This is a genomic window from Hydrogenophaga sp. A37, assembly GCF_002001205.1.
Taxonomy (GTDB): Bacteria; Pseudomonadota; Gammaproteobacteria; order Burkholderiales; family Burkholderiaceae_C; genus Hydrogenophaga.
This window is the reverse complement of sequence record NZ_MUNZ01000117.1, coordinates 1-15900: the sequence shown is the minus strand read 5'-3', so window position 1 is coordinate 15900 and position 15900 is coordinate 1. Positions and strand designations below refer to the sequence as shown.

Genomic DNA, 15900 nt, shown 5'->3' with positions numbered 1-15900 from the left:
TTGAGCGGGCGCCGTCAGGGCGTCGCCGCGGCGCGCTGCTGCAGGGCCCAGTAGGCCAGGCCGGTGGACGTGTCGGCCGCCACGCCACCCACCGCCTCGGGCACTTTCGGATACACACCGCCGTAGTTCACGATGGCGATCACGTCTTCCGAACGCCAGAGGCCTTCGGTCGCCACCGCGTTGTAGGTCGCCTGGAAGGCGGCCAGCCAGCCAGGAGAGCCGCTGTTGCTGGCGAACCAGATGAAGGGCCGGCCGCGCACGTGGGTCTCACGGATCGCCCGGCGGAAAGCTTCACCAAGCTTCCCGCTGGTGCAGGCGCCCAGCGGACACTCGATGAAGGTGCCCTTGCTGCTGCGGAAGGCCATCAATGCGTTGGGGTTGTTGTAGATGTACTTGGCGTTGGCCGGATCGAAGTTCTGCGGTTGCCACCCGGTGTAGACGCCCCCGTACCGGCGGGTCGCCGACGCGGCGGGGTTGGTGTAGATCGCCTCGGCCTGGGCCACGGTGCGCCCGTTCCAGCGGCTGATGTCGCTGGTGTAGAACGCGATCGCCTCCGGGTTGAGGCTCTGGTCGAGGTCGGGGTAGAGCACCTGGAGGTTGTTGAACGCGCTGAGCGGCAACCACGCAGCCGCGCCCGAGGGCACCGGGTACTCGGTGATCAGGTTGCGCGTGGTCATCTTGCGGATGAGGCTGGCACTCTGGGCGTCCGAGATGTTGGCGTTGTTGCCCCAGATGCCGTGCGCGTTCTGGCGCACATAGGTCCACTGCGCGTCCAGCGAGGCGTTGTCGGCCAGCTGGTTGTTGCCGTGCAGCGCGATGAAGACGCGTGGTCGATTGGGGCCGGTGCTGCCGCAAGGCGGGCTGGCACAGGCGGCGTCCATCACGTAGTAGCCCACACCTTCGTACTGGTGGGTGGCGGTCATGTTGGCCTGCACCGACAGGCTCTCTTCCTCGCTCGCGGTGTAGAAGTGCACACCCTGGTTCCTCACGAAGAACCGGTACAGCGGCTTGAAGCCGGCTGCGGGCACCAGGCTGGCGTGGTAGGCCACCCCTTCGTAGTTGAACTGGGGCAGGTTGGCCTGCACGCTGACCCGTTCTTCCTCGCTGATGGTGTAGAAGTGCACGCCCGTCTGGGTGTTGAAGAAGCGGTGCACCGGGCTCAGGCCGGTCGAGGCGGCGCTGGCCGCATAAAACGCCTCACCCTCCGGGCTCATGGAAGGCGCGGTGCGGTACACCTGTTCGCGCTCGTCCACGCTGGTCGTGTAGAAATGCGCGCCCGTGCCGGTGTTGTAGAAGCGAAAAACCGACACCCGGCCGACCGCCTTGCGTGACACCTCGCCCTGGGCATAGGCACTGATTGGCGCCACATCGCCCGGCGCCACCTTGCTGGTGGCAGGCAGTGTCTGGGCACGGCTCAGGGCGTCCTGAAGGCTCTTCGCGTTCAGCGCCGCACCCGCCTGCAGCGCCTGTGCCTCGGTCATCGGTGTGTCCGAATCACGGGCCATCGACGCGCCGGCACCCGACCCCTGCGCATCGCCACCCGACTGACCGCCGCCGCAGGCCACCAGCAGACCGACACACAACCCAGCCACCAGCCGCCCACGAGCCGCTCGGGTGGCGGGCAACAGACGGTGACGCGAAAACAATTCCATGTTGAGGCCCAGACGGTGATTGGCGGATTTCTGCGGGAAAAAGACCTCGCATTTCAACCCAAGCGCTGCGCCTGCGCGCGTGGGTCGAGACGAGCGGCGGCCTGTGGCCGATGAGCCACCCCCGCCACACACCGCGCCATCGCCTGAGGCACAGTTATTGCTGATGTCCAATACACCATGTCCTCCACCGCCTTGGCCCTGAAATCAGGCCTCCATTTCCTGATCGCCGCCAAGCGCTGCGAAATCGACGCCCTGCGCCAGCTCGCCCTGACCAGCGTGCTGGTGAACGTCACCGGCCGGTTGGTCCATGGCCTGCAGCGCGAGCGCGGCCTCTCCAACCTGTTCCTGGGTTCTCAAGGCACCCGCTTCGCCGAGCCGCGCCAGCAGCAGATCGCTGAGTGCCAGGCCACAGAGACCGAGCTGCGCCGCTGTTTCGCCAACCTCGACGCGCACCTCGGCCACGGCGCGCGCCTCTTCAGCCGCATCGCCTATGTGCTGCAAGGGCTCGACGCCCTGCCCGCGCTGCGCGAGCGCGTGGACGCGCAGGCCTGGGCGGCCCGCGACGCGACCGAAGCCTATGTGCGCCTGATCGCTGGCCTGCTGGCGGTGGTGTTTGAGGCCGCCGACAGCGCCAGCGACCCGGCCATCTCGCGCCAGCTGGTGGCCTTGTTCAACTTCATGCAGGGCAAGGAGTTCGCGGGTCAGGAGCGCGCTGCCGGCTCGGCCCTGTTCGCCAGCGGTCGCGCCGACGCCGCCGAGCAGCAGCGTCTGTTGCACCTGATTGATTCGCAGGAACGCTGTCTGCAGGTGTTCAAGGAGTTCGCCAACGACGAGCTCGCCACGCTCTGGGCCACCGCCGACCAGGACACCATCGCGGCCCGCGCCGAGCTCGAACGCATGCGCCGCGTGCTTTGCACCGCCGTCGACGGCAGCCCACTCGACGCCAACCAGAGCCAGCCCTGGTTCGACTGCTGCAGCCTGCGCATGGACCGCATGAAGACGGTGGAAGACCGGCTTGCCCACAGCCTGCAGCGGCTGTGCGAACACAAGACCCAGGCCGCACTGGACGAGCTGCTGGGGTTCGAGGGCCTCAACGCCGCCGCCACCCAGCCGGCCGATCCGCTCTCGTTCTTCCAGCACCCGGTGCCCGACCACGTGGCCGGCAGCAACCCGACACAGGGCTACGGCCACCAGCTGGACCGCTCCATCCTCGACATGGTGCAAGACCAGGCGCGCCGGCTGCAGGCCATCAGCGACGAGCTCGACACCGTGCGCGCCAGCCTCAACGAGCGCAAGCTGGTCGAGCGCGCCAAGGGCCTGCTCATGGCGCACCGCAATCTGAGCGAGGCCGAGGCCCACAAGACCCTGCGCCAGATGGCCATGAACCAGAACCGCCGCCTGATCGACGTGGCCGAAGCGGTGCTGTCGATGGCCGAAGTGCTGCCCGAGCGGCGGCGCTGACCACCTGAGACCGCGCCAAGGTGTTGCGGCGCACAAAACCTGTGCCCCACCTCCGCGGCGCACCAAGCTGATGCCTTGAGCACCGCCCCGCCCCGCCACTGAAACCGGGCTCCAGCGGTGCCCGCCCCCAGGGCCGAAGCCCGTTTTCCTTTGAATAACAAGTATCTTCCGGTCACATCGGGTCACAAATACAGACCTGGCACGCTCCCTGCTTAGATCCCTGCAACGGGAACTGTGCCAACGGCGGCACAAACCCCGCAGTCTCCCGAGACACAGGACAACGGCGTCCATTTCAAGCCCCATCAAGCTGGGCTGGAAATGGGCGCCGTTTTGTTTTTGACCACCCATTTTTTGATCTTTTATCAGCAAGGAGTTGGACATGACCGCTAGCACCACCCCCCCCACCGTTGCAGCCACGCCCGAAGCGCCGGTCTCGGCCAGCGCCTCGCGCCGCGACTTCATCAAGAAGGGTGCGGCCACCGCCACCTTCTTCTCCACGCTGGGCCACAGCGGCGTCTGGGCCGCCGGCTCCGATGCACCAGAAAAGACCGAGGTCAAGATCGGCTTCATTCCCCTGACCGATTGCGCCAGCGTGGTGATGGCCGCCGAACTCGGCATCGACAAGAAGTACGGCATCAAGATCGTGCCCACCAAGGAAGCCAGCTGGGCCGGTGTGCGTGACAAGCTGGTCAATGCCGAACTCGACATGGCCCACGTGCTCTACGGCCTGGTCTATGGTCTGCAACTCGGCACCTCGGGCCCGCAGAAAGACATGGCCGTGCTGATGAACCTGAACCACAACGGCCAGGCCATCACGCTGTCGAAAAAACTCGCCGACAAGGGCGCCGTGGACGGCCCCTCGCTGGCCAAGCTGATGGCGGCCGAGAAACGCGAATACACCTTCGCCCAGACCTTCCCCACCGGCACCCACGCCATGTGGCTCTACTACTGGCTGGCCAGTGCCGGCATCGACCCATTCAAAGACACGCGCGCCATCGTGGTGCCCCCACCCCAGATGGTGGCCAACATGCGCGTGGGCAACATGGACGGCTTCTGCGTGGGTGAGCCCTGGAACCACCGCGCCATCGTGGACGGCATCGGCATCACCGCCAACACCACGCAGGACATCTGGAAAGACCACCCCGAAAAAGTGCTGGGTACCACGGCCGAGTTCGTCGCCAAGAACCCCAACACCGCCCGTGCCGTGACGGCCGCCATCCTGGAAGCCGGCAAGTGGATCGACGCCGGCCTGCAGAACAAGAACAAGATGGCAGAGACCATCGCCCAGCGCGCCTACGTGAACACCGGCGTGGACGCGATCAACCAGCGCATCCTGGGCCGCTACCAGAACGGCATGGGCAAGACCTGGGACGACCCGAACCACATGAAGTTCTACAACGACGGTTCGGTGAACTTCCCCTACCTGTCCGACGGCATGTGGTTCATGACCCAGCACAAGCGCTGGGGCCTGATGAAGACCCACCCCGACTACCTGGCCGTGGCCAAAAAGGTCAACCGCATCGACGTCTACAAGGAGGCCGCCAGCGCCAGCAAGACGCCGCTGCCCAAGTCGGACATGCGCAGCGTGAAGATGATGGACGGCGTGGTCTGGGACGGCAAGGACCCGGCGAAGTACGCCGATTCATTCAAGATCAAGGCATGAGCCTTGATGCCCCCCGCGCCGGCCGTTGGCCGTCACCCCCCGGAGGGGGGCAACGCTGGCGGCCCGGCGAAGCCAGTTCCGCGGCGTTCTCTGTTTGAAGACACCTCTCCCGTCGCTTTGCTCTGAAAGGACATCCACCATGGTCAGCGCCGTTTTTCATTCACCGCTGGAGGCTTCGGCACCGCCGGTCACCAGCACCCACTCACCGATTGGCAAAGCCATGAGCAAACCCAAAACCGAAGCGCCCGCGGCGCCTGTGGTCAGTGCCCGTCCGTCGGCCGCGAGCCGCGACTTCCGGGGCGTGTGGATGGCGGTGCTGCCGCCCGTGTTGGGGCTGGCCTGCCTGGTGCTGCTCTGGCAACTGATCGCCAGCACCAGCAACAGCGGCATCCCCAAACCCGCCGAAACCTGGGCGCAGGCGCTGGAGGTGTTCTCTGATCCGTTCTACAGCGAAGGTCCGAACGATCAGGGCATCGGCTGGAACGTGCTGGCCTCGCTGCAGCGCGTGGCCATCGGTTTCGGCCTGGCCGCAGCGGTCGGCATCCCCGCCGGCTTCGCCATCGGCCGCTTCGAGTTCCTGAGCCGCATGTTCAACCCGCTCATCAGCCTGCTGCGCCCGGTGTCGCCGCTGGCCTGGCTGCCCATCGGTCTGCTGGTGTTCAAGGGCGCCAACCCGGCCGCCATCTGGACCATCTTCATCTGCTCCATCTGGCCCATGATCATCAACACCGCGGTGGGCGTGCAGCGCGTGCCGCAGGACTACATGAACGTGGCCCGCGTGCTCAACCTGAGCGAGTGGAAGATCTTCACCAAGATCCTGTTTCCCGCCGTGCTGCCCTACCTACTGACCGGCGTGCGCCTCGCGGTGGGCACGGCCTGGCTGGTGATCGTGGCTGCCGAGATGTTGACCGGCGGCGTGGGCATCGGATTCTGGGTCTGGGACGAGTGGAACAACCTCAACGTCTCCAGCATCATCATCGCGATCTTCGTCATCGGCATCGTCGGCCTGCTGCTCGAATTCGCGCTCATCAAGATCGCCACCCTGTTCACGTTTGAGGAAGTCAAGTCATGAGCAACTCCAACCCTGCACGCTACATCGACATCCAGAGCGTCGAACAGACCTTCAAGACCAAGAAGGGCAGCTTCCCCGCGCTCAAGGACATCAACCTGACGGTCGCCAAAGGCGAGTTCGTGACGCTCATCGGCCACTCGGGTTGCGGCAAGTCCACCCTGCTCAACCTGATCGCCGGCCTGACCACGCCCACCCACGGTGTGCTGCTCTGCGCCGACCGCGAGATCGCCGGCCCCGGCCCCGAGCGCGCGGTGGTGTTCCAGAACCACTCGCTGCTGCCTTGGCTGACGTGTTTTGAAAACGTCTACCTCGCGGTGGAGCGCGTGTTTGCCGCCACCGAGAACAAGGCCCAGCTCAAGGCCCGCACCGAGTCCGCGCTGGCCCTGGTCGGTCTGACCGCCGCGGCCCAGAAGCGCCCCGGCGAAATCTCGGGTGGCATGAAGCAGCGCGTGGGCATTGCCCGGGCGCTGTCGATGGAACCCAAGGTGCTGCTGATGGACGAGCCCTTCGGCGCGCTCGACGCGCTGACCCGCGCCAAGCTGCAGGACGAGCTGCTGGAGATCGTGGCGGCCACGCAGGCCACCGTGGTCATGGTCACGCACGACGTGGACGAAGCCGTGCTGCTGTCCGACAAGATCGTGATGCTGACCAATGGCCCAGCCGCCACCATCGGCGAGGTGCTGGCGGTGGATCTGCCGCGCCCGCGCCACCGCGTGGCCCTGGCCGACGACCCGAAGTACCAGCAGCACCGCAAGGCCGTGATCGACTTCCTCTACACGCGCCAGGCGCACGTGGAAAAAGCAGCCTGAAGCAGGCGGGCATGGGCACCAGGCAGGGCCCATGCCGGCGGCGCACCCATCTGGTGCGTTGCACAACCCGTCCTCCTGTCTGGTTTTTCTGATCGGCTCTAATGGCCCACCGGTTCTGAAACCGCAGAAAAACGAGATGGAGACAACATGCCCACCGCCACCCCCGGCAAGGCTTGCCACTTCACGATGGAATCCACCCCTGAACCCCTCAGGGCGCAGCTGTTCCAGAAGGAGATGCAATCCACTTTTTCCATGCACCTGGCGATCAGCAGCCCGCCCACCACGCCCTTGACGGCGGAGGTGCGAGGTTACTTCGGACGCAAGCTTCGTTTTGCCGCCTTGAGGTTCTCGGCCCACTCCACGGTGTCCACCCGAACCCGGCACGCGAGCGAGTCGCGGCTGCTGGTGTCCTGTCACAAGCAGGGTGCCGCCGTGGTGGCGCAGGGGGGACGCGAGAGTCGCATCGAAGCGGGTGATTTTTTCGTGATCGATCCGTCGCGGCCCTTTCACATCCAGACCACCGACAGCGAGGTGCACTCGGTCTACCTGGAACCCCAGGCCTTGCGCCATGTGCTGCCGCAATGGGACATGCTGACGGCCCGGGCCATCCGGCCCGGCGTGAAAACCGCCGCGCTCTTCACCGGCCTGCTGGACCAGCTGTTCGCCATGGCACCAGACATCGGCGAAGACACGGCCAACGACATTGCAGAGGCCTTGCCGCACCTGTTGGCCCCCGCGCTGAGAACACTGCAGGACGAAGCGGACACCTCGCCCTCCCGCCTGAAAGCGCTGCACCGCCAGCGCATCCTCAGTTACGTGCGCGACCATCTGTGGGACAGCCAGCTCAGCGCGCAAGCCATCGCGCAGGGTGTCAACCTGTCCCCGCGCCACGTCTACGAGTTGTTCGACGAGCGGGACGGGCACCCGCTGATGAAGTCGGTGTGGAAACAGCGGCTGGGCATGTGCCGCCGCGACCTGTCGGCGCCGGCCATGCGCTCCCGGTCCATCGGCGAGATCGCCTACGCCTGGGGCTTCAGCAACGTGTCGCATTTCAGTCGTGCCTTCAAGGCCGAGTTCGGCATCGGACCGCGCGAGTTCCGACGGTCCCAAGACCTGGCCTTGCTGCCGGGTGCCACCCATCTTCGCCACCACTGAGCGACGGGCCTCTTTCGCGCGGGCTCAGATCGGCTCGGCGAGTATCTGTAGCGAGCGCTCCACCAGCTCGGCCTGTTGATGCATGGGCGCACGCGCCTGCTCTCTGCGGCCGATCTCCAGCGAGTTTTCCACCACGAGGCGGCAGCGCTCATAGCGCCGGTTCATGAAGCCCTCAAAGGCCGCCTCGACCGACCCGCGTCGGGCCAGCTCTTCGCCCAACACCAGGGCGTCTTCCACGGCCATGCCCGCGCCCGAGGCCAGGTGCGGCGTGGTCGGGTGCGCCGCGTCGCCGATCAGGATGGCCCGGCCTTTCTCCCAGGGGCGCGGCAAGAGGAAGCCCTCGAGCGGTCTCAGCACCACGCAAGAAGACGCATTCAGGCCGTTGCGGATGTCCCGAAGAACGCCACCGTATCCCTCCAGCAACCGCTGGAGCTCGCCGGGCAGTTGCTCGTCCGGCATGGCGGGCCGCTTGGGGCCCGGTTCGAGCAGGAACATGTACATCTCGTCGCGCGACACCGGCGTCAACCCGACCTTCAGCGGCCCACCGAGAAAGAACATGCGGCGGACCACCTCGGGCGGCCGCGGCACGGTTACGCGCCAGACGCATTGACCGGTGTACGTCGGCCCGGGCGCCTCGGGAAACAGCAGGCGCCTCACTTTGGAGAACACCCCGTCCGCGCCCACCACCAGGTCGTAGCGGCCTGATTGACCGTCAGACAAACGGGCCGTGACCCCGTCGGCGTCGGACCGCAGCGCATCCACCGTCATGCCCAGGCGCACCCGGGCACCACTGGCCAGGGTCTTTTCTGAAAGGATGCGGTGCAACACCGGTCGCATGACCCCGCCCGACCCGGGCACGTCGCCGTCGGCCACGATGGGCGTGGGCATCACGTGCGACGGCGTGCCTTGCGCGTCGCACACCTGGATGCCGTCGCCCGTGAAGCCTTCACGCCGGATGTCATCGAGGATGCCGAGCGCACCGAAAGCGCGCAGCGTGGGGCCGGTGATCGAGATGCCCGCGCCGTACACCCGCCAGTGCGGGTCCAGGTCGATCAGGTCCACGGCCATGCCGATCTTTCTCAGCGTGATGGCGGTGGACATGCCGGCAATGCCGCCGCCGACGATCAAAGCCCTGCGTGTGGATGACGTTTCCATGGTGCTCGTTCGGTAGATAGGGTGGGCTCGAATCGCCCGCAATGGCGATGCCTGGAGGCATTAGGCGGGTGGCGCGCAACGGGCGTCAATGCGCCGGAAGGGTTGTCGCCAACCCAGGCAACACGCACCGCAAGCCCAGACAAATGGCGCCCTTCCCGCAGGCGTCCAGCCAACGGCCAGCGCCCGGCACAGCCCTCTGGACAGCCGTCACCGATGCAGGCGCAGTCAAGTTCCGCTACACGAACAGCACAACACCGCACCGTGCTTTTCCCTACGATCACCGCAGCCCTTTTTGCTGTTGTCCCACCACAGGAGTCCCCGCCTTGAGCCACGCCGCACCGGTCGCTGACGTTGCCGACCGCCCCAAGACCCTCGACGAGTCCAAGCGGTGGATGCACCAGCGGCTGGCCGCCCGTTTCCACCCGATGAACGCGCTCGACCTGGACGACGGCCCCGCCTTCATCGACGGTGTGCCGGGCCTGGACGGTGCCACCTGGGGCGGCTACTGGTTCGGTCTCGGCGACCGCCTGCGCAGCGAGGCCGTCCAGGCCGATCAGGCCGGCCGCGCCGAACAGGCGGAAGCTCTGTACCGCAAGGCCAGCGGGCTCTTCTTCATGGGCCGGTTTCCCTGCCCCAACCACCCCGCCAAGGAGCGCTGTGCGGTGGCCGAACGCGAGACCTACCTGGCGGGCAGCCGCCACTGGCGCGAGCCCACCGAGCGCGTCGAAATCCCCTTTGCCGGCCACCCCGGCGAAGGGCAGCAGGTCGTGGTGCTGGTGCGCAAACCGGCCGGCGTGACCCGCCCGCCCGTGGTGCTGATGTGGGGCGGCGTGGACGCCTGCAAGGAGCAGATGACGGCCGCGTCCGATGCCTTGCTGGCGCGGGGCGTGGCCACCGTGGCCATGGACAACGCTGGCACCGGGGAGTCGCCCGTGAAAGGGGTGCCGGACGCCGAGCGCCAGTTCATCACCGCGCTGAATTGGATCGGTGCGCAGGCCGATCTCGACGGCACAAAGCCGGCCTGTCTCGGCCGCTCCTTCGGCGGCTACTGGGCAACCAAGCTGGCGCACCTGCTGCCCGATGCCCTGGCCGGCGCGGTCAACTGGGGCGGTGGCGTGCACCACATGTTCCAACCGTCCTGGGTGCAGGCCTCGCGCTACCCGGACAGCTACCTGATGGAGCTGGTCGAAACCCGCAGCCGCATGCTGGGCGCAACCAACGACGCCGAGTACGTGAGCGGCTTCGGGCGGCTCTCGCTGCTCGACCAGGGCCTGCTGGACCAACCCTGCGCACCGCTGCTGCTGGTCAACGGCAAGGAAGACAAACAGTGCCCGGTGGCCGACATCCACCTGCTGCTCGACCATGGCTGGCCCAAGTCGGTTCGCATGTTCCCTGGCGGGCACATGGGCCTCACGCCGATGACCCTGCCCACCATCGTGGACTGGCTGGAGCGCCAGCTCCGCGCAACACGAAGGGCAGCCCAGTGAGCAAGAGCAATTGGCGCCAGACCATGCCGTCGACCGAGGCCTACTGGATGAACCGCGTGCTCTACGACATCCACCACGTCGACAGCCACCTGCAACGCTACAAGGCCGACCCCGACACCTACATGGCCGAGGTGCCGCTGGCCGCGCCCATGAAGGCCGCCATCCGCGACAACGACATCGGCGCCATGTACCTCGCGGGCGTCAACCCGCTGCTGCTGCGCGCGCACTGCCTGGGGCTTCAGATCCCCGAGAGCATGTTCGTCGCCTCGCTGCGCGCGGTGGGCGAGGGTTCGACCGAGGAGCCGTCCCATGGCTGAGATCGTCTCCGTGCACGCCACCAGCCACACGCCGGTGATGATCAATTTCCCGGGAGCCATTCCGGACGAGGACCGCGAACGCATCTTTGCCGGCTTCCGGCAGGTGGGCGAAGAGATCCGGCAGGCCCGCCCGGACACCGTGGTCGTGGTCTCTGACGACCATGTCCACAACTTCTTTCTCGACAACTTGCCCGCCGTCTGCATCGGCGCCGCCGCCTCCTGGAAGTCGCCGGTGGAGCACTGGCTCAAGATCGACAAACACGAGCTGCGCGGCGACGTGCAGCTGGGCGGGCACCTCATCACCAGCGCGCTCGAAGGCGGCTTCGACCCCGCCTTCTCGATGGAGCTCACCCTGGACCACGGCACGCTCGCCCCGCTGCACCTGGCCGGCATCGCCCGCGAAGTGGTGGTGGTTCCGGTGCTGATCAACTGTGTGCAGCCACCGCTGCCGCCGATGAAGCGCGCGCTGCAGTGGGGCCGCCTTCTGGGCCAGGCGCTGCGCAGCTACAGCGGCTGCGAACGGGTGTCCGTGCTGGCCACCGGCGGCCTCAGCCACGACATCGCCACACCCCGCATGGGCTTGGTGAACGAAGCCTTCGACCGCGAGTTCCTGCGCCTGCTGGCGGCCGGAAACGACGCCGACCTGCTGGACCACGCGACCCACCATGTGCACGAGGCGGGCAACGGCGCCGAAGAGGTGCGCACCTGGCTGATCGCCCACGGTGTGGCCGAAGGCGCCGCCTTCGAAGCCCTGTACTACAAGGCCGTCCCGGCGTGGTACACCGGCATCGGCCTCGGTCGTTGGCGCAACGGGGGCGCAGCACGGGGGGTTGTCCAGTGAACACCGCCCGCCTGTTTCACCGCGTGCACGGGCCGGACGGTGCGCCCGTGGTCGTGCTGCTGCATCCGCTGGCCACCCACAGCGACCTCTGGCTTGCGCAGTTGCCCGCGTGGACCACCCGGTTCCGGGTGGTCTGTGTCGACCTGCCCGGCCACGGCCGCAGCCCGGTGCTGCCCGAGGTCACCACCCTGAGCCAGTACGCCGGGGAGGTCCGGCAGGTGCTCGACGCCATTGGCGTGGACCGCACGGCCCTGGTCGGGCTCTCGCTGGGGGGCATGGTCGCGCAGGCCTTTGCGCTCGACTGGCCCGAGCGCACCCGCGCCCTGGTGCTGGCACACACCAGCGCCCGGACCGAGCCCGCCGTCAGAGACCTGTGGAGCACCCGCCTGCAACAGGCGGCCGGCGAGGGCCTGGCGGCCCAGGTCCCGGCCATCCTGGGACGCTGGTTCCCGGCCGGTTTCGCGGCGTCGGCGCCCATGACGCTGCAATGGGTCGCGGCGCAGATCGAGTCCACCCCCTTCGCCGGCTACGCGGCGGCCATCGGCGCCATCCAGCGACTGGACCACCTGGACCAGTTGCACCGCATCACCGCGCCCACGCTGGTGGTGGCCGGGGAGCTGGACGCGGCCGCCCCGCCAGCCCTGGCCCGGCTGATGGCCGACCGCTTGCCCACGGCCACCCTGAACACGCTGCCCGGCACCGGCCACATCGGCAACGTGCAGCAAGCCCTGGCGTTCACCGAAACCGTGGGCGCCTTTCTTGTGCAATCGCTTGAGCCAACCGCTTCCCCATAACACCCACGGAGACCACCATGACCCATCCACGCCCCCTCTCGCGTCGCCAATACCTGCAGCTGTCGGCCGCTGCGCTGGCCTCCGCCAGCGGCCTGCCATCGGCCCACGCGCAAAGCGCCGCGGCGCCTTCGGAACTCGCGCGCATCATCATCGGGCCACCGCCCGGCACCCTCGTTGACCTGTTCGCGCGACGGGTGGGTGAGGCGATCACGCCCGCCTATGCGCGCACCGTGCTGGTCGAAAACAAGGTGGGCGCGGCCAGCCAGATCGCGGTGTCGGCGGTCAAGGCCGCCCCGGCGGACGGCAACACCATCCTGTTGACGCCCATGCCCATGATGGGCATCTTTCCGCACAGCTACCCCAAGCTGCCCTACGACCCCGTGGCGGATTTCATCCCCGTGTCCATGGGCGGGGTGTTTGACCTCGCCTTCGCGGTCGGCCCCATGGTGCCCGCCAACGTGACCAACATGGCGGAGTTTTTCAAGTGGTGCCAACAGAACCCCGGCGCGGCCAACTTCGGGTCGCCCGCGGCGGGCTCCACGCCCCACTTCGCTGGCAGCATGGCCGCCCGGGCGGCCGGCACCGAGCTCACGCACGTGCCCTTCCGCGGCACCACCCCCGCGATCCTGGACATGGTCGGCGGCCAGATCGCCGCGGTGTGCGCGCCCCTGGGCGACTTCATCCCGTTCGTGGCCGGGGGGAAGTGCCGGCTGCTGGCCACCACCGGCGAGAAGCGCAGCCGCTTCACACCCTCGGTGCCCACCTTCCTGGAACAGGGCTACCGCGACGTCGTGCTCGACGACTGGTTCGGCTTCTTCCTGCCCGCCAAGACCCCGGCCACCAAGGTGGACGCCCTGGGCGCGGCACTCAAAACGGCGCTGAACAGCCCACCGCTGATGAAGGCCATGGAAGAACGCGGCCTGGAACTGCGGTGGACCACCTCCGCCGACCTCGCCGCCCGGCTCAAGGCCGACATCGACAAATGGCGCCCCATCGTGAAGTCATTCAACTTCACTGCTTCGACCTGAGCGCCACCCGAGCGATGAAATCACGCCTGCCCTTGCCGGACGTGGACCAGCTGGACGCCCCGCAGCAAGCGGTGTACCGGTCCATCATGTCCACCCGGGGCAACCTCACCGGCCCCTTCCTGGCCTGGATGCACAGCCCCGAGCTGGCCTCGCATGCCGAGAAGCTCGGCGCCTTTTGCCGGTACCAGACCGGTTTTTTGCTGGTGGAATCGGAAACGCTGATTCTGGTCGTGGCGGCCCACTTCCGCTGCGTCGGCGAACAGCAGATCCACGAGCCCATCGCCGCCGAAGCGGGGCTGTCGGTCGAGAACATCGCCGACATCCGCGAGAAGCGCCCCACGCGCCTGGCCAGCGCCCGGCTCACGATGATCCATGCGATCGCGGAAGAGCTTCTGAAAAGGAACCGCATCGGCGACGCGCTGTACGACGAGGGCGTTCGCGAGCTGGGCACGCGGGGCATGGTCGAACTGGTGGCCATCGTGGGCTACTACAGCTTCGTGGCCATGACGCTGAACGCATTCGACATGCAGATGGCGTAGACCGCCCATCCCGCCTCCAGCCCAAAACGGGGCATGCTGCCGGGCATGCCCCGTTTTTTACGCCCAGGGGGTCCGACATCACCGCCATGGTGCGCCAGACCGGGCTTCTGCCCCACCGCAACGCCCCTGAAACAGGCATGGAATTTGCTCAGCATCTGCAAGGCTGACGATGGCCTTGCTCGATGCTTCGAGTCGCCCGCCCTGGGCGATCCACAGCGCCCCATCCCATGACTCCCTGCCGTCCGGCACAGGGGCCGCGGCATGGGTTTCAATCCCCCACCTCTCTCTCAAAAGGTCCACGCCATGGCGGGCTTCCGTACGTTCCTGAAAAGCGGGCACACACCGACGCTGTTTGCAGCGTTCTTCTACCTCACGTTCTCGTTCGTGATCTGGGTCATGAACGGCGCCATGGCGCCTTTTATCAGCGAAGAGTTCAACCTCACGCCCGCTCAGAAGGGCCTGCTGCTGTCGATCCCCATCGTGGCCGGCGCCGTCATGCGCTTCCCGCTTGGCCTGCTCGCACAGTACGTCGGCCGCAAGACCGCCACGCTGGTCGAGCTGGCGCTGATCACCGTCACCATGTCGTACGGCTACTTCTTCGTGCAGACCTACGACGACATGCTCAAGATGGCCCTGCTGCTGGGCGTGGCCGGTGCCAGCTTCGGCGTGGCCATGTCGCTGGGCTCGGGCTGGTACCCGCCCAAATACAAGGGCCTGGCCATGGGCCTGGTGGGCGCGGGCAACGCCGGCACCGCCATCGCCGCCCTGCTGGCGCCCCCGCTGGCGCAGGCCTACGGCTGGCAGACCGTGTACGGCTTCGCGGCCATTGCTTCGGTGCTGCCCATGCTGGTCGTGGCCTTCATGGCCAAAGAGCCGCCCGACCGCGACGTGCACGCCGGCATGCGCGAACACCTGGCCTGCCTGCTGGAAAAAGACGGCTGGGTCTTCAGCCTGATCTACGTCGTCACCTTCGGCGGCTTCATCGGCATCACCACCTTTTTGCCCACCTATTACTACGACCAGTTTGGCGTGAGCAAGGTGCAGGCCGGTCAGCTCACCATGCTGGCCGCGCTGATGGGCGCGGTGGTGCGCGTCTTCGGCGGCTGGATTTCCGACCACTGGGGCGGCGTCAACACGCTCACCGTGGTGCTGGTCGTGGTGGCGGTGGCGTTGGTGGGCGTGGGCCTGTCGTCGCACTCCATCGTGCTGACCACGCTGCTGCTCATCATCTGCTTCGCCGCGCTGGGCGCGGGCAACGGCGCGCTGTTCCAGCTGGTGCCGCTGCGCTGGCCGATGTCCACCGCCGTCGCCGGCTCAATGATTGGCGAGATCGGCGCACTCGGCGGCGGCCTGGTGCCGGCCATGATGGGCCAGTCCAAACAACACACCGACAGCTTCCTCACCGGCTTCATCGTGATGGCCGTGTTCTCGGTGCTGATGCTGGGCGTGATGCGCACGATGCAGGTGCGCTGGACGCGCACGTGGGCGGAGAAAGGTGGCCGCGCGCGCAGCGCGTGAGTGCCCTTTCGTCGCCGGCTTTGCTCGCCCAGCGAATGGAGGCTCGCGTCAACGGGCGGGCAACCTCAGAATGGCGAGCGGGCCGCACCGCCCGACTCCCTGCTCACCAGCGCGGCGACAGGGAGCGCACCCCACCCAGCCTCCCAGCATTCCATTCGATCCAACCACACAGGGAGTCCACATGAATCCAGCAACGTTGCAACTGCTTGCCAAGTTCCGCAAGCTGTCGGGGCGGCAAGGCAAGCCCTTTGATGTGATGCGGTTCGTGGAAGACGCGGCCTATGCCCGCGAGTGCCTGGCCCTCGCGCTGGACACCGAAGAGGAGGAGTTGCTGCTCGTGGGCCTGCAACTGCAGAAGGCCATGGGGCTGAACACGCCCGCCACAGCCCCACCACCGGCCGCAACGGCC

At 67.2% G+C, this 15900-nt stretch carries 15 protein-coding genes; 13 read left to right on the top strand and 2 right to left on the bottom strand.

Features of this window, described 5'->3' with window-relative positions; all coding sequences use genetic code 11:
* Positions 1–14: 14 nt before the first annotated feature.
* Positions 15–1652, bottom strand: a complete 1638-nt coding sequence (locus B0E41_RS14900) for a hypothetical protein (protein WP_143433848.1) — start codon at positions 1650–1652, stop codon at positions 15–17.
* Positions 1653–1850: 198 nt separating this feature from the next.
* On the opposite strand from B0E41_RS14900, the gene B0E41_RS14895 reads away from it, so the two are divergent.
* The 5 genes from B0E41_RS14895 to B0E41_RS14875 all read left to right on the top strand — a co-directional run bounded on the left by B0E41_RS14895 (position 1851) and on the right by B0E41_RS14875 (position 7812).
* Entirely contained in the window at positions 1851–3113 is a 1263-nt protein-coding gene (locus tag B0E41_RS14895) for a nitrate regulatory protein (RefSeq protein ID WP_077331997.1), read from the top strand.
* 379 nt (positions 3114–3492) lie between these two features.
* The gene (locus B0E41_RS14890; RefSeq protein WP_077331943.1) at positions 3493–4776 is read left to right on the top strand and encodes a CmpA/NrtA family ABC transporter substrate-binding protein; all 1284 of its coding nucleotides are present in this window, start codon (positions 3493–3495) and stop codon (positions 4774–4776) included.
* A gap of 139 nt (positions 4777–4915) precedes the next feature.
* Positions 4916–5848, top strand: a complete 933-nt coding sequence (gene ntrB, locus B0E41_RS14885; RefSeq protein WP_077331942.1) for a nitrate ABC transporter permease — start codon at positions 4916–4918, stop codon at positions 5846–5848.
* Complete coding sequence (locus B0E41_RS14880) at positions 5845–6657, top strand: ABC transporter ATP-binding protein (protein ID WP_077331941.1); 813 nt, start codon at positions 5845–5847, stop codon at positions 6655–6657. The genes ntrB and B0E41_RS14880 overlap by 4 nt, the downstream gene beginning before the upstream one ends.
* Positions 6658–6804: 147 nt before the next feature.
* Complete coding sequence (locus B0E41_RS14875) at positions 6805–7812, top strand: helix-turn-helix domain-containing protein (protein ID WP_077331940.1); 1008 nt, start codon at positions 6805–6807, stop codon at positions 7810–7812.
* Positions 7813–7836: 24 nt separating this feature from the next.
* Here B0E41_RS14875 and B0E41_RS14870 read toward each other — a convergent pair whose 3' ends face one another.
* Complete coding sequence (locus B0E41_RS14870; RefSeq protein ID WP_077331939.1) at positions 7837–8967, bottom strand: FAD-dependent oxidoreductase; 1131 nt, start codon at positions 8965–8967, stop codon at positions 7837–7839.
* A gap of 323 nt (positions 8968–9290) precedes the next feature.
* Here B0E41_RS14870 and B0E41_RS14865 point away from each other — a divergent pair, with 323 nt between their 5' ends.
* The 8 genes from B0E41_RS14865 to B0E41_RS14830 form a co-directional block, all read left to right on the top strand.
* A complete protein-coding gene (locus B0E41_RS14865) occupies positions 9291–10454 on the top strand; it encodes an alpha/beta hydrolase (protein WP_253194885.1) in 1164 nt (387 codons plus the stop codon).
* A complete protein-coding gene (locus B0E41_RS14860) occupies positions 10451–10771 on the top strand; it encodes a subunit of meta cleavage enzyme (RefSeq protein ID WP_216350765.1) in 321 nt (106 codons plus the stop codon). Before B0E41_RS14865 ends, B0E41_RS14860 begins: the two co-directional genes overlap by 4 nt.
* Entirely contained in the window at positions 10764–11612 is an 849-nt protein-coding gene (locus tag B0E41_RS14855) for a 2,3-dihydroxyphenylpropionate 1,2-dioxygenase (protein WP_077331938.1), read from the top strand. The genes B0E41_RS14860 and B0E41_RS14855 overlap by 8 nt, the downstream gene beginning before the upstream one ends.
* Positions 11609–12406 (top strand): alpha/beta fold hydrolase, encoded by a 798-nt coding sequence (locus tag B0E41_RS14850; RefSeq protein ID WP_171984775.1) that lies wholly within the window; start codon positions 11609–11611, stop codon positions 12404–12406. Before B0E41_RS14855 ends, B0E41_RS14850 begins: the two co-directional genes overlap by 4 nt.
* A 17-nt stretch (positions 12407–12423) precedes the next feature.
* Positions 12424–13434 carry a Bug family tripartite tricarboxylate transporter substrate binding protein gene (locus B0E41_RS14845; protein WP_077331937.1) on the top strand — a complete coding sequence of 337 codons (1011 nt, stop codon included), beginning with the start codon at positions 12424–12426 and terminating at the stop codon, positions 13432–13434.
* A 14-nt stretch (positions 13435–13448) separates the two neighbouring features.
* Positions 13449–13973 (top strand): hypothetical protein, encoded by a 525-nt coding sequence (locus tag B0E41_RS14840; RefSeq protein ID WP_077331936.1) that lies wholly within the window; start codon positions 13449–13451, stop codon positions 13971–13973.
* A 303-nt stretch (positions 13974–14276) separates the two neighbouring features.
* Complete coding sequence (locus tag B0E41_RS14835; RefSeq protein ID WP_077331935.1) at positions 14277–15491, top strand: MFS transporter; 1215 nt, start codon at positions 14277–14279, stop codon at positions 15489–15491.
* 181 nt (positions 15492–15672) lie between these two features.
* Positions 15673–15900: hypothetical protein (locus tag B0E41_RS14830; protein ID WP_143433846.1), on the top strand; the 228-nt coding region annotated here is incomplete at its 3' end.

Coding starts and splice junctions, on each gene's coding strand:
- B0E41_RS14900 (WP_143433848.1), bottom strand. CDS start 1,652: ATGGAATTGTTTTCGCGTCACCGTCTGTTGCCCGCCACCCGAGCGGCT.
- B0E41_RS14890 (WP_077331943.1), top strand. CDS start 3,493: ATGACCGCTAGCACCACCCCCCCCACCGTTGCAGCCACGCCCGAAGCG.
- ntrB (WP_077331942.1), top strand. CDS start 4,916: ATGGTCAGCGCCGTTTTTCATTCACCGCTGGAGGCTTCGGCACCGCCG.
- B0E41_RS14880 (WP_077331941.1), top strand. CDS start 5,845: ATGAGCAACTCCAACCCTGCACGCTACATCGACATCCAGAGCGTCGAA.
- B0E41_RS14875 (WP_077331940.1), top strand. CDS start 6,805: ATGCCCACCGCCACCCCCGGCAAGGCTTGCCACTTCACGATGGAATCC.
- B0E41_RS14870 (WP_077331939.1), bottom strand. CDS start 8,967: ATGGAAACGTCATCCACACGCAGGGCTTTGATCGTCGGCGGCGGCATT.
- B0E41_RS14855 (WP_077331938.1), top strand. CDS start 10,764: ATGGCTGAGATCGTCTCCGTGCACGCCACCAGCCACACGCCGGTGATG.
- B0E41_RS14845 (WP_077331937.1), top strand. CDS start 12,424: ATGACCCATCCACGCCCCCTCTCGCGTCGCCAATACCTGCAGCTGTCG.
- B0E41_RS14840 (WP_077331936.1), top strand. CDS start 13,449: ATGAAATCACGCCTGCCCTTGCCGGACGTGGACCAGCTGGACGCCCCG.
- B0E41_RS14835 (WP_077331935.1), top strand. CDS start 14,277: ATGGCGGGCTTCCGTACGTTCCTGAAAAGCGGGCACACACCGACGCTG.